Raw genomic sequence first — 13,579 nt, 5'->3', positions numbered from 1 at the left:
GACTTCAGGTCATGTGGCGCTTGGTGATAGCGCCCAGGCAGTCGTCGAGGATTGCCAATCCCAGATCGATGTCGGCTGCCGTGACGATACAGGGAGGTACCACGTGGATGCGGTTCTCGGCCATGAATGGCAGCAAGCCGCGTTCGATGAGCATGCCCTTGAGTTCGGCCATGGCCGGGGCCGGTAGTGGGGTCTTGCTGGTCGGATCGGAGACCAGCTCCAGGGCATGGAAGACGCCCAGTCCGCGAGTCTCGCCGACGACGGCATGGGACTTCGCAAGTTGCTGAAGTCCACTCGCCAGGACGCCATTGCCGATTCGATCGGCATTGGCGACCATGCCTTCCTCTTCCATGGCATCCAAAGTTGCGACGATGGCCGCCATGGCCAGCGGATGGCCGGAATAGGTCAGCCCGCCATAGAAGAAATGATCCTCGAAATAATCGCAGATTCGTTGGGAAACGATCACGCCGCCGGCCGGAACATAGCCCGAGTTGACGCCCTTGGCGAACACGATCAGGTCCGGCACCGCCGCGAAGCTTTCGAAAGCGAACCAGCGGCCGGTACGCCCGAAACCTGACATGACCTCATCGAAGATCAGCAGGATGTCGAACTCGTCGGCCAGTGCACGTACGCCCTGAAGATAGGCATTGGGTGGCACCAGAACGCCAGCGGTACCGGGAATGCTTTCGAGCAGGATGGCGGCGATGGAGCTCGCGCCTTCACACTCGATGACTCGGCGCAAGTGATGCAGCGCGCGGCGGCACTCCTCGTCCTCATTGTCGGCGAAGAACTCACTGCGATAGAGGTAAGGGTTGAAGAAGTGTACGTGACCGCGAGCGAATTCATTGGGAATGCGACGTAGATCGCCGGTGGCGGCGATCGCTGCGCCGGTGTTGCCGTGATAGGAACGGTAGGCAGATAGGATCTTGTCGCGCCCGGTGACGCTGCGCGCCATGCGGATGGCATTCTCGTTGGCATCGGCACCGGCATTGGTGAAGAACACCTTGCCAAAGCCCGCCGGCGCGCGCGCCAGGATGCGCTTGGCGGCTTCGCCACGAGCCAGGTTGGCATGCGCTGGCGCGATAGTGGCCAGGCTGCCGGCCTGTTCCTGGATCGCGGCGACAACCTTGGGGTGCTGATGGCCGATATTGGTGTTGACCAGTTGACTGCTGAAGTCCAGATACTGCTTGCCGTCGTAGTCCCACAGGCGACAGCCGGCGCCTCCGGCAATGACCAGCGGATCGAGGGTGCCCTGTTGCGACCAGGAGTGAAAGACGTGGCGGCGGTCGAGTTGGCGGACAGTATCGTTGGTCATTGAATCAGATGGGGACATTGGCTCCTCCAGGAACGGTGGCGGCAGGAAAAAGAAACTTGCGCTTCGATTAGCCTAGGGAAGCGCTGGAGACCGCGCGTAGAGCCAGAATGTCGTCGTGTTCTGGACAGAGAGGCATGTCCCAGGGCTGTCCGTCATCTGGCCCTGTGGAAACATGTCGCGACGAGTTAGGGTCCGGGCTTGCCTTTTTCTTTCTCGTTCCAGACCGGCCCCGGGGAGCCCTGAATGCAACTCGCCCTGTCCAGTCTCATCCTTGCCATACCGCTGGCCTGGGTTGCCGGCATGGTTCGAGGCTATAGTGGTTTCGGATTCGCCATGCTGCTGGTACTGGGGTTGATGGGGATGATGCCGCCATTGGAAGCGATCGCGGTTGCCCTGTTGCTTGATCTGGTGGGGAGTGCAAGTCTGTGGCGGTGGGCCTGGCATCAGGCAGAGCGGCGCTTGGTGGGCCATCTGGTCGTTGGCATGCTGATTGCCACTCTCGTTGGGGTCTGGCTGGCGACGCACATAGCCGCAGACAGGCTACGTCTTGTCATTGCCACGATCACCTTGCTAGGGGCCATCGCCATTGCCTGGCAACGACCCGCTCCACCACGCTCCAGCGAAGGCCATTTGCATTGGAGCGGTACGCTGGCGGGTGGAATCTCGGGGTTGTGCATGACGCTCGCCTCGGCTGGCGGCCCACCGCTTATGCTGTACCTGTTGCAAACCAGACTGCCTGCCGTGGCGGTTCGGGCCACGGCGATTCTGTTCTTTGCAGCCAGCAGCGCCTGCTCATTGATCGGGCTGGCGCTAGTCGGCGCATTGTCTGGGCAGGCCGTCATCTGGTCGGCTTACCTGATCGTACCGGCTTGGATAGGCAATTCAGTGGGGCAGTGGGCGTTCCGTCGTTGGCGACCCGAGTCCCTCAAGAGCGTGGTGGTGCCCCTATTGGGCGGGTTGTCGCTGTGGGTGCTGGTCGGGGAATGGTTGGCCTAGCCCCACAAGACGAGTCAAGGCAATATGAACGAAGTATAACCAGGGAGAACAGTTGATGAGCGATGTCGTATTGATTACCGGAGCCACCTCGGGCTTTGGACGTGCCGCGGCGCGGCGCTTCGCCAAGGCGGGTTGGTCGCTGATCCTCGCCGGGCGCCGTGAAGAGCGTCTGCAGGAACTGAAGGAAGAGTTGTCGCAGCAGGTCCCCGTGCATACCGTGGTACTCGATGTGCGAGATGCCGAGGCGGTGAAACGGGCCGTTGCCGAACTCCCCGATGAGTTCCGTCCCATCAAGAGCCTGATCAACAACGCTGGTCTCGCGCTGGCGCCCAAGCCGGCTCAGGAAGTGGATCTGGCCGACTGGCATACCATGATCGATACCAACATTACCGGCTTGGTCAATGTCACTCATGCGGTGCTGCCGTCGCTGCTCGAGACCGGCCAGGGCGCAAGCATCGTCAACTTGGGTTCGGTGGCTGGTCAGTGGCCGTACCCGGGCGGGCATGTCTACGGAGCGACCAAGGCCTTCGTTCAGCAGTTTACCTATAACCTGCGCTGCGACCTGCTGGGTACCGGCGTGCGTGTCACCGATATCGCCCCGGGCATGGCCGAGACCGAGTTCACCCTGGTACGAACCGGCGGCGACCAGGCAGCCTCCGACAAGCTCTATCGCGACACCACCCCGCTTGAGGCCGAGGATATTGCGGAAATGATCTACTACGCAGCGAGCCTGCCTGCGCATATAAACATCAACCGGCTGGAAGTGATGCCAACCCGCCAGGCTTGGGCACCGTTCGCAGTCGATCGCGATTGACCGATCAGTTCGAGGTCGGTGAGATCCTCCGTCCTTCGTGCCAGGGCCGGGTCGACAGAACGACCTTCCAGCTACCATTTGCGCGCTGGGCATAGCTGATTTCCAGCCCGGCGCGCAGGCGTAGTGCGAACGTCTCGAGCGACTCCGGCGAGGCAAGCAGATCGTGCGCCTCCGGCAGGGTGGGGCGAGGCACGATGGCCATGGCGTGATCGCCCCACTGCAGCCAGCGTGGCAGGCCGTCGGATCCCAGTTGGATGCACTCTTCGTCATGCGCCGCCGTTTGCCGTACCCAGCGCTCGAGATAAAGACCTCGGGGATGACGCTCCTCCAGCACGCCATCGTCACGCCAGGCCATCTCGCCGACATCCTTCTCCAGTCCCGGATGCAGGTCGAGCAGACGATGCCAGGTACAGAAGCGGCCCTCGACCCGGGTGATGCCGGCAAAGGCGGTCTGGCTCGCCAGCCATACGAGCCGATCTCGGTCGCAGTCGTCCAGCGACGTGACGTCGGCGAAATCGGGGCGATCCGCCGGCACGCGCAGGTCGGCGTGCCAGCACGCCGTCTGCAGCCAGATCACCCGGGTCGTGCGATCCTCGATATGGCGATCTTCGTCTCCTACGCCGGCATAGAGCGTGCGTTGCCACACACCGCGATAGTCGAGAGGCACGCCGGCGGGCAGGCTCATGCCCGCTCCTTACCGGTGTCCTGGTGTCGCGCATGCTGACCCAGTGTAGCGGTGTCGCGGGCACCCTCCGGCAAGTGGATCTCGCCGCGCTCAAGGCATGTCTGCAGATAGGCGAAGGTGTGGATGGTCTGGGCGTAGAGGTGATCCCCGGCCTTGAGCGGCGCGTAACGGGAGGCACCGTCGCGCTCGACGAGCTGTGGCAGCGGCGCCACGCTGGTGGCGTAATTGCAGGCGAAGAACAGCGGGAACGAATAGCGCTCCTGCTTGACCTTGCGGACCCGGTGCGAAGTGGCAATGAATTCGCCGTTGGTCCAGATTTCCAGCATGTCGCCGATATTGATGACAAGGGCGTCGTCGCGGTAGGGCACGTCGATCCATTCGCCCTGCCCGTTCATGACCTCGAGCCCCGGCGCCGTGGGCAAAAGCAGCGTGAAGCACTCATAGTCGGTGTGCGCGCCGATGCCCTGTACGTCCTCGGCCTGCGCGTCGAACGGATAGTGGATCAGGCGCAACTGGCTGGGCGGCTTGGTCACGTCCTTGAGGAAGTGCTCTTCGGGCAACCCCAGCGCGAGAGCGAAACCTCGCATCAGGGCGCGGCCCACCTCGTAAGTCGCCTGGTAGTAGGCATAGACCTGCTCGCGGAAGCCGGGCAGCTCGGGCCAAACGTTGGGCCCCAGCATGGGGATGCCGGCGAGCACGTCCGGGTCATCGGCGGGCAGCTCGAAGGCCAGATCGAAGGCCTCCTTGAGGTCGCGCTTGCCCTTTTCGGGCATCTCCTCGCCTTCGGGCACGTAGCCGCGATGACGGGTGGTGCCGTTGCCCGCGGACAGTCCGATGTAGTGGCGCATCTTGGTCTCCATCGGCTGGGCGAAGAAGCGCTTGGCCTGGTCCAGAAGGGCTTGGCGCAGGTCTTCGTCGATGCCGTGGCCGACGATATGGAAGAAACCCACGTTGCGTGCCGCGTCGCCGAGCTGCTCGGCGACGGCCTGACGTTCGTCATCATGGGGACTGAAGAGCCCGCCGATATCGATCACCGGCAGTGACTGGAAATTACTGAGTTGCTGCTGTGCATGGCTCATGGCTTTCTCCTGGTTCGATCACTGCTGGCTGGCGATCCAGCCTCTCCAACCCCCGAAATGGGTCACGTCTTCGGCCGGGCCATCCGCTTCCAGGGCGCCGGCGGCGCAGATGAAACCGGTGCGCCAGCTGCCGTCTTCCAGCTCGACCTGCCCCAGTCCCAGCGGAGCGGGAATGCCGGCCAGGAAGCTGCCCACACTGTCGATGGGCAGGCGCCATACCTCCACCTCGATGACTGCGCCATCCTTGTCGTCGCGCACCATCGCCGGACGCGCCGGTGGCCCGCCGGCCAGCGCATAGAGCCGGTAATTCGGGCTGCTATGAGTGCTGGCGACCTTCGTGGCGCCGCGGCGGGTCAGTTGATGGTTGAGCGGCAGACCGTCGAGATGCGCCCCGCATACCACCAGTTCCAGTGTGCCGTCCTTCGCCGGTGGCAGGGCCGATAGTTGAGGGCGGGCGACGCCGGTGGCGCCCAGCGGCAAGTCGAGGCGGCGCTCCAGCGCGCGGCCGAGACTCAACAGCGTCAGGTCGGCAAAGACCGGGCCGAACAGGGTGACGCCGAACGGCAGGCCGGTGTCGGTAAAGCCGGTGGGCACGGCCAGGGCGCTGTAGTCGAGCAGGTTCATGAAGTTGGTCCAGGTGCCCAGCCGCGAATTGACGGCAATGGGCTCCGCCACGACCTCGGCCTTGGTGGGATGCTCCACTGTGGTCGGTGACAGCATCACGTCGACCTGGGCGAGCAGGGCGTCGGCCTGGCGCTTGTACTCGGCGAGCTTGTAGCGGGCATCGAAGGCGTCCACCGCCTTGGGCGTGCCGCCGCCTTCGATGACCTTGAGAGTGACCGGATGCAGCGCCTCGGGCTGGCTTTCGAGCAAGTCACGCACGGCATGGTAGCGTTCGGCCACCCATGGACCTTCGTAGAGCAGGCGTGCGGCGGCCAGCAGCGGCGTGCAGTCGAGTTCGAACCTGATGCCGCCCAGCGCTTCGAGCTCAGCGATGGCCTGGCGCATGCCGGCGCTGTAGGACTCGTCGGTGTGCCATTGCGACTCGGGGGGCACGCCAAAGCGGAAGCGCTTCGGGGCCTCGCCATAGGCCTGGCCGGCCACGGCGAAATCGTGACGCCGCGACCAGGCGCACTCCGGATCGTGCTGGCCGGCCACGTCGAGCACGGCTGCAGCATCGTCGGCGCTCAGCGCGAAAATACTGATGGTATCCAGGGTGGCGCAGGCTGGCACCACGCCGGCGGTGCTCAGCAGGCCCAGCGTGGGCTTGACGCCGAACAGGTTATTGAAGCACGCCGGCACGCGTCCGGAGCCGGCAGTATCGGTACCCAGCGCGAAGCTGACCTGACCCTGGGCGGTAGTCACCGCCGAGCCGCTGCTCGAGCCGCCGGGAATGCGCTCGCCGTCGAAGGCGTTGCCGGGCACGCCGTAGACATCCGGGGCGCGCTCGCCGACCAGTCCGGTGGCGAACTGGTCGAGGTTGGTCTTGCCCAGCGGAATGGCGCCAGCCTCGATCAACCGGCGCACCACGAAGGCGGATTCGTCCGGCGTGTAGGCATAGGCCGGGCAGCCCGCCGTGGTCGGCACGTTCGCGAGATCGATATTGTCCTTGATGGCAAACGGAATGCCGTAGAGAGGCAGCGCCTGGGGGGCGATGGTCTCGAGTCGTGCCAAGTAAGGCTCGAGCTGCTCGCGCGTGAGTTGCGTGATCCAGGCGGGATCAAAGCCGCGCGCCTCGGCATCGGCCAGCAGCGTGTCGATCAGCCCGCGTGGGGTGAGCTCGCCGGCACGGTAGCGAGCCAGCAGTGAAGTGATGGTCATGTCGATGGCGTTCATGCTGACTCCCTGGATTGTTCAAGAATGACGATCGGTTGGCCGGGCGCCACGGCGGCACCTTCGGCCAGTGGCAGACGCGTGACCTGGCCGGCCTCGTGGGCGAGGATCTCGACCTCCATCTTCATCGACTCGACCAGCGCCACGACCTGGCCAGCCTCGACGCTATCGCCTTCGGTAACCATCAGTTTCCACAGGCTGCCGGTCACCGGGCTGTCGATACCCAACTCGTCACTACCCAACTCCGTCGCCTCGGCGGCTTCGGGAGCCTGATCCTCGAAGGTGAACTGACCGTTGGCGCGCCAGTCGGCCATCTCCTGCTGGAAGGCGGCGTCGCGACGCTTCCGGAATTTCTCGATCTGCTCGGCACGGGCGTCGATATCGGCCTGGTAGTCTGCGAGCCTGAAGCGCGTGGTTTCGATCTTGAGCGGATAACGCCCATGCGGGAAGTCGCGGCGGATCTGCAACAGCTCGTCGTGACTGACCTCGAAGAAGCGCAGCTGGTCGAAGAAGCGCAGCAGCCAGGGATTGTCGAAGTACTCTGTCTGGCGGTAGCGGTTCCACATCTGCAGGGTGCGACCGACGAACTGATAGCCGCCGGGGCCTTCCATGCCATAGACGCACAGGTAGGCACCGCCGATGCCCACCGAGTTCTCGGCGGTCCAGGTGCGTGCCGGATTGTACTTGGTGGTAACCAGGCGCTGGGTGGGATCGAGCGGCGTGGCCACCGGTGCGCCGAGGTAGACGTCACCCAGCCCCATCACTAGATAGCGGGCGTTGAAGACGATGTCGCGCACCTGTTCGATGGCATCAAGCCCGTTGATGCGGCGGATGAACTCGAGGTTGCTCGGACACCAGGGCGCGTCCGGACGCACGCTGCGCTGGTACTTGTCGATGGCTTCCTGACAGGCCGGGTCGTCCCAGGACAGCGGCAGGTGTACGGTACGCGCCTCGACCTCAAGCGACTCGACATCGCGCAGTTCGCGTTCGGCCCGCTCCAGGTGGGCGAGCAACTCGTCGAGGGCGAGTTTGCTGGGTTCGTAGTGGATCTGCAGCGAGCGGATGCCCGGCGTCAGCTCGCGCAGGCCGGGTAGGAAGTTTTCCTGCAGCCACAGCATCCAGGCATGCGCCCGGAAGCGCAGCGCGATGTCCAGCTCCATGACCCCGAACTCGACCAGCAGGAAGTCGTCGCCGGCGCGGCGGTAGACGATGCGCTCGCCGGCGGTATCGGCGGAGACGTCACGAAGCACCGGGCTGCCGCGGTCTTCCTTCACTGTCACGGCCGGCTGCTCGCTCAGTGACGCAAGCTGGGCCTGCTGGCGCGCTTCCAGTTGCCGGGCGGTGACCAGATCCACCGGCACAAAGCGAATACGGTCGCCGGCGGTGAGCTGACCAAGCTTCCAGCGCTCGGCGCGCACCACCGTGGCCGGACACACGAAGCCGCCCAGCGAGGGGCCATCGGGGCCGAGAATGACCGGCATATCGCCGGTGAAGTCGATGGTGCCGAAAGCGTAGGCGTTGTCATGGATGTTCGACGGGTGCAGGCCCGCCTCGCCACCATCGGCTCGGGCCCATTCGGGGCGTGGGCCGATCAGGCGTACGCCGGTACGGCTGGAGTTGTAGTGCACCTCCCACTCGTGGGCGAAGAAGGTATCAATGTCGTCCTCGGTGAAGAAGTCCGGTGCGCCGTGGGGGCCGTAGAGCACGGCAATCTCCCAGACGTGGCCGTCCTCCCCGCCCAGTTCGGGCTTGAGCGCCTCGGGTAGGATGTGCGGTGTCGTGGCGGCGAGTTGGGGCAGGGCGAGCATGTCGCCGGTGCGCAGGGCACGCCCGCCGTGGCCGCCGAACTGGCCCAGAGTGAAAGTGCTGCGCGAGCCGAGATACTGGGGGCAATCGATGCCACCGCGCACCAGTAGGTAGGCACGTGCGCCGGCACTAGCCTTACCCAGCATCAGCGTGGCGCCGGCGGGAATATCCAGCACCTGCCAGAAGACCACGGGCTTACCGTCGAGCTCGGCGGGCAACTCGCTGCCAGCGAGCACGATCTGGGTGGCGCGATGAAAGCGCAGCGTGGGTCCGGTCAGGGTAATCTCGAGTCCGGCGGCGTCAGCCGGGTTGCCGAGCAGGCGGTTACCCAGGCGGAACGACCAGTCGTCGAACGGGCCGGAGGGTGGCACGCCCACGTCCCAGTGCCCCTGGCGGCCGGGATAATCCTGAATAGTGGTCATTGTGCCGGCACTCAGCACCTCGATGGCCGGCGGTGCCCAGTCAAGATCGGTTAGCCAGCGAGTGTGGATATCGGCACTGCGGAACCTGGCATCGCGCAGCACATGCGACAGCCAGGTGCGGTTGGTCTCGAAGCCGTAGACGCTGGACTGCTCAAGCACTTCGGCCAGACGCTCGGTAGCCGCATCGCGGTCGTCGGCGTGAACGATCACCTTGGCCAGCATGGGATCGAACAGCGCCGAGACTTCCAAACCGGCTTCGATGGCGTGATCGACGCGCAGGCCGGGCGCCTCGGGAAACTCGACCTCAGTGAGCAGCCCGGCGCTGGGACGGAAATCGTGGCTTGGGTCCTCGGCGTAGAGACGCGCCTGGATGGCGTGACCCTTCGGGGCGAGATCGCGGGTCAACTCTTCGAGATCGGGCAGCTCGCCCGCGCCGAGGCGAATCATCCATTCGACGATATCCACGCCCCAGACCTCCTCGGTGACGCCATGCTCGACCTGCAGGCGGGTGTTGACCTCGAGGAAGTAGAAGGCTTTGCGCTCGGCGTCATAGATGAACTCCACGGTGCCGGCATTGCGATAGCCGACGGCTTCGCCCAGGCGCACGGCGGTGGCGTGAAGTTCACGGCGCACCCTTTCGGGCAGGTTGGGGGCCGGGCACTCCTCGAGCACCTTCTGATGGCGGCGCTGAGTGGAGCAGTCGCGCTCGCCGAGCGCCACGACCTTGCCCTGGCCATCGCCGAACAGTTGCACTTCCAGGTGGCGTGCACGGGCGATGTAGGCCTCGAGGAAAACGCCGGCATCGCCGAAGTTGCGCTCGCCAAGGCCACGCACCGAGTCGAAGGCACGTGTCAGTGCGGCTTCATCGTCGCAGACCTGCATGCCGATACCGCCGCCGCCGGCGGTGGACTTGAGCATCACCGGATAGCCGATGCGTGCGGCCTCCTTGACGGCCTCCTCGATGCTGTCGAGCAGCCCGGAGCCGGGCACCAGCGGCACGCCGGCGCGTTCGGCCAGGGCGCGCGCCTCGTGCTTCAGGCCGAAGTCGCGGATCTGTTCTGGCGTCGGGCCGAGAAACGTCAGTCCGGCGTTCTCGCAGGCCTGGATGAACTTGGTGTTCTCGGACAGGAAGCCGTAACCGGGATGCACCGCCTCGGCGCCGCTCTGCCGGGCGATAGCGATGAGCTTGTCGATATTCAGGTAGGTATCGGCGGCGGCGCCTTCACCAAGTGAGTAGGCCTCGTCGGCCTGGAATACATAGGGGGCGTCACGGTCGGCGTCGGCGTAGACCACCACCGAGCCGATACCCAGGCGCTTGAGCGTGCGCTGGATGCGCGCGGCGATGGCGCCGCGATTGGCAATCAGGACTTTGCTGAACATGAAAGCGGTCCATGGCTTGGCGGGCCGTCCCGCCGAAACTTGTTGCGCCATGGAGTCGTCTTCATGGCGAAAAAACGTTTTTTATGGGGCGGTAAAAAAACTGAGCGAGCGATGGCCAGACAAGGCAAAAATCGGCGAGAAAGCGGAGTTTGCTGGTGTAAACGAGCATTTTGAGCCGATTTTTAACGTCGTATGGTCGAGCGCAGCCAGTTTCGCTAGTCCCAGATCAGCAGCTCGATTGGCGTCGGGTCATAGCCATTGCATGGATTGTTGAGCTGCGGGCAGTTGGAGACCAGCACCACCACGTCCATCTCGGCGACCATCTCCACGTATTTGCCCGGAGCGGAGATGCCGTCCTCGAAGGTCAGCCCGCCCTCGGCGGTCACCGGCACGTTCATGAAGAAGTTGATGTTGTGGGTGATGTCGCGCTTGGTGATGCCGTACTCGGGATGGTTGGCGATGGCCTGCATCCAGTTGTCGCGGCATGAGTGCATGTGGCGCTTTTCCAGATCGTAGCGCACGGTATTGCTCTCGCTGGCGCAGGCGCCCCCCAGAGTGTCGTGGCGCCCGCAGGTGTCGGCGGTCACGGTCAGCATCACGTTGCCTTCACTGGATAACAGCTTCGAGCCGGCGGTGAGGTAGACCGCGCCCTGTTCGCGAATGGTGTCCATGGCGCTGTAGCGCTCGGCGGTGTCGTGAGCGTTGAAGAACAGTGTGTCGGCAGCCTGGTTGCCCTCCAGGTCAAGGATGCGCAGGGTCTGGCCCGCCTTGACGATGCCGATGTAGTGATCGCCCGCGTCCACGGTGGTGCGATTCACGGCGTTCCCGGGGCGTTGGGTGCTCTCGATGATCATGGGGCGGTCTCCCTTACAGGCCGAGGTGGTAGAGGCGGTTGTTCTCGAAGGCACGGGCGTTTTCCGGGCGCGAGTGGTAACAGACGTCGTCCTCGGTGGGTGCCGGTGCGGTGCCGAGTGCGATATCGACACCGCGACGCGGATATTCCCGGCTGGGGTCGAGCGGGTGCGGGCAGGTATGCAGGATCACCAGGGTGTCCATCTCGAAGCGCAACTTGACGCTCGCGCCGGGCTGACAGTGTCCGGGCACGTAGCGCAGGTGGCCTTCGTCGTCGCTTTCCACCCGCGAGAACAGGTTGAGATTGGCGGCCATGTCGCGCCGGCCGAGGCCGTACTTGGCCAGTTCGACCAGGAAGCTGTCATAGCCGGTACGGGTCCACTCGTTATGGGCCTGCTGATAGCTGACCGGTTGCCAACCCTTGGCCAGCATGTGCTGAGGCATCAGATTGCCGCCCACGCTGTCGTGCCAGCCGAGGTCGTCCTCGACGATCGAGGCGAAGACGCGGCCCATGTCGGAATAGAGGCAGTGGCCGCGGGTCAGCTTGAAGGTGTGCTGGCCCTTGAGGGTATCGGGAAGGTTGAGCCGCTCGAGCAGGTTTTCCGGATTGTAGAGCAGCATGCCGGCGTTGGTGTCGGCGTCCTTCGCCGTCAGCGTCATGGTCGTGCCGCGGCGCAGGCGCAGTGACCAGTGCTGGCCGCCGGGCAGGTGGGTAGTGTAGAGCGCGTCGCTGGCTTCGTTGGATGGCGTACTCATGACAGCGTCTCCTGAGAGTTGAGGTTAAGGCGGGTTGTGGCAGCGATTCTGTCCGTCAGATCTTCGGATACCTGGCGGTCACCGACCGGAAGGTCATAGGTGACCGTGGCGCCATAGGCCTGGGGTGCCTGGGGATCGTGGCGTACCTTGTCGAACACCCACAGTCGGGTGCCCAGTGTGAAGGCTTCTTTCACGTCGTGAGTGATCATGAAGATGGTCAGTTGCTGCTCTTTCCAGAGCCGTGTAATCAAATCGTGCATGTCCTGGCGGATGCCCGGATCAAGTGCCCCGAACGGCTCGTCGAGCAGCAGGATGCGCGGCTTCATCATCAAGGCTTGGGCAATGGCCAGACGCTGCTGCATGCCGCCGGAGAGCTCATGCGGATACTTGTCCAGGGCATTCTCGAGGCCCACTTCCTGTAACCGGGACACGGCGGCATCCCGAGCCTGTCGACGGGCGGTGCCGAACAGCTTGCCTAGCCACTTCGAACGGGCCAGCTCCTCGGCCATCATCACGTTGCCGAGTACGGTGAGGTGCGGGAACACCGAGTATTTCTGAAAGACCACGCCACGATCCGGGCCGGGTTCGTCGGGTAGCGGCTTGCCGTCCAGGGTCAGACTGCCGCGGGTGATGCGCTCGGTACCCAGCAGGAGCTTTAGAAACGTGGTCTTGCCGCAGCCTGAGGCCCCGACCAGTGTCACGAACTCGCCGGCATCGACGCGGAAATCGATCCGCTCCAGCACCACCTGATTTCCGTAGCGCTTCTCGAGATGTCTGGCTTCGAGCAGGCTCATTTTTGATCTCCCTCTTCGGCGTGATACCAGGGGAAGGCGCGTTGCGAAGTCAGGGCCAGAATCCGATCGATCAGGAAGGCCAGGAAGGTGATCCAGGCGACATAGGGCAGGATCACGTCCATGGCCAGATAACGGCGCACCAGGAAGATGCGATAGCCCAGGCCCTCCTGGGCGGCGATGGCCTCGGCCGCAATCAAAAACAGCCAGGCACTGCCGAGCGCAAGGCGGGTCGAGGCGATCAACCGGGGGGTGAGCTGTGGCAGCAATACCCGCAACAGCACCTGCCAGGAACTGGCGCCTAGCGTTTGTGCCTTGATCAACTGCTCGTCGGGCAGGCGCAGGGCATGGTTCTGCAGGTCGCGAATCAGAAACGGTGTGACGCCGATGACGATGAGCGCGATCTTGGCCATCTCGCCGGTGCCGAAGGCGATGAACAGGACCGGCAGGATGGCCATGGGCGGAATCAGCGAAACCACGGTGACCAGCGGCGAGAGCTTGGCGCGAATCAGTGGCAGCCCACCGTTGAGCAGACCGACGACCAGCCCGATCAGGGCGCTGATGGCAATGCCCACTCCCAGACGCTCGAGACTGGCAAAGGTATCGTCCCACAGTGGAATGGTGCCGGTGCGCACGCTGGCTTCTGTCGCCAGTTGGCGGAAGGTCTCGGCCATGGTTGCCGGAGAGGGCAGCAGCCGGTCGTTGGGATTTTCCGCCAGGCGTGCGTTGGACAGGCCGAGATAGACCATCGCGATGATCGCGAAGGGAATCAGGCCCAGCAGCCAGCGGCTGCCGCGTGAGGGTGTCAGGTTGATAAATCGCTTCATGCGCGTAGTACCGTCGGGAGATT

Annotated in this window: 11 protein-coding genes; 2 read left to right on the top strand and 9 right to left on the bottom strand. The window is 64.2% G+C overall.

The genetic code is table 11. From position 1 onward, the window contains the following. Positions 1-4: 4 nt before the first annotated feature. A complete protein-coding gene (locus MHM84_RS05535) occupies positions 5-1,333 on the bottom strand; it encodes an aspartate aminotransferase family protein (RefSeq protein WP_239263381.1) in 1,329 nt (442 codons plus the stop codon). Positions 1,334-1,558: 225 nt separating this feature from the next. Between MHM84_RS05535 and MHM84_RS05530 the strand changes: the two genes are divergently transcribed. Both MHM84_RS05530 and MHM84_RS05525 read left to right on the top strand, forming a co-directional pair. Then, on the top strand, positions 1,559-2,311 hold the full coding sequence (locus MHM84_RS05530; protein WP_239263379.1) for a sulfite exporter TauE/SafE family protein: 753 nt from the start codon (positions 1,559-1,561) through the stop codon (positions 2,309-2,311). Positions 2,312-2,366: 55 nt separating this feature from the next. Next, a complete protein-coding gene (locus MHM84_RS05525) occupies positions 2,367-3,125 on the top strand; it encodes an SDR family NAD(P)-dependent oxidoreductase (RefSeq protein WP_239263376.1) in 759 nt (252 codons plus the stop codon). A gap of 4 nt (positions 3,126-3,129) precedes the next feature. Here MHM84_RS05525 and MHM84_RS05520 read toward each other — a convergent pair whose 3' ends face one another. From MHM84_RS05520 to MHM84_RS05485, 8 genes are all read right to left on the bottom strand, one after another. After that, positions 3,130-3,810: a hypothetical protein gene (locus tag MHM84_RS05520; RefSeq protein ID WP_239263373.1), complete on the bottom strand. Its 681-nt coding sequence runs from the start codon at positions 3,808-3,810 to the stop codon at positions 3,130-3,132. Then, complete coding sequence (locus tag MHM84_RS05515) at positions 3,807-4,889, bottom strand: 2-oxoglutarate and iron-dependent oxygenase domain-containing protein (RefSeq protein ID WP_239263370.1); 1,083 nt, start codon at positions 4,887-4,889, stop codon at positions 3,807-3,809. The genes MHM84_RS05520 and MHM84_RS05515 overlap by 4 nt, the downstream gene beginning before the upstream one ends. A gap of 18 nt (positions 4,890-4,907) precedes the next feature. Continuing rightward, positions 4,908-6,725 (bottom strand): allophanate hydrolase, encoded by a 1,818-nt coding sequence (gene atzF, locus MHM84_RS05510; protein WP_239263367.1) that lies wholly within the window; start codon positions 6,723-6,725, stop codon positions 4,908-4,910. Next, complete coding sequence (uca, locus tag MHM84_RS05505) at positions 6,722-10,330, bottom strand: urea carboxylase (protein WP_239263365.1); 3,609 nt, start codon at positions 10,328-10,330, stop codon at positions 6,722-6,724. Before uca ends, atzF begins: the two co-directional genes overlap by 4 nt. 215 nt (positions 10,331-10,545) lie before the next feature. Then, positions 10,546-11,184 (bottom strand): urea amidolyase associated protein UAAP2, encoded by a 639-nt coding sequence (locus tag MHM84_RS05500; protein WP_239263362.1) that lies wholly within the window; start codon positions 11,182-11,184, stop codon positions 10,546-10,548. Between the two features lie 13 nt (positions 11,185-11,197). Further along, positions 11,198-11,938, bottom strand: coding sequence for an urea amidolyase associated protein UAAP1 (locus MHM84_RS05495; protein ID WP_239263359.1), 741 nt, complete (start codon positions 11,936-11,938; stop codon positions 11,198-11,200). Beyond that, on the bottom strand, positions 11,935-12,732 hold the full coding sequence (locus MHM84_RS05490; protein ID WP_239263357.1) for an ABC transporter ATP-binding protein: 798 nt from the start codon (positions 12,730-12,732) through the stop codon (positions 11,935-11,937). The genes MHM84_RS05495 and MHM84_RS05490 overlap by 4 nt, the downstream gene beginning before the upstream one ends. Beyond that, complete coding sequence (locus MHM84_RS05485) at positions 12,729-13,556, bottom strand: ABC transporter permease subunit (RefSeq protein WP_239263355.1); 828 nt, start codon at positions 13,554-13,556, stop codon at positions 12,729-12,731. Before MHM84_RS05485 ends, MHM84_RS05490 begins: the two co-directional genes overlap by 4 nt. Positions 13,557-13,579: the final 23 nt, after the last annotated feature.

The organism is Halomonas sp. McH1-25, assembly GCF_022348165.1.
Classification (GTDB): Bacteria; Pseudomonadota; Gammaproteobacteria; order Pseudomonadales; family Halomonadaceae; genus Modicisalibacter.
Note: the sequence above shows the minus strand (reverse complement) of the source record. Positions and strands in the feature narration are given on the sequence as shown.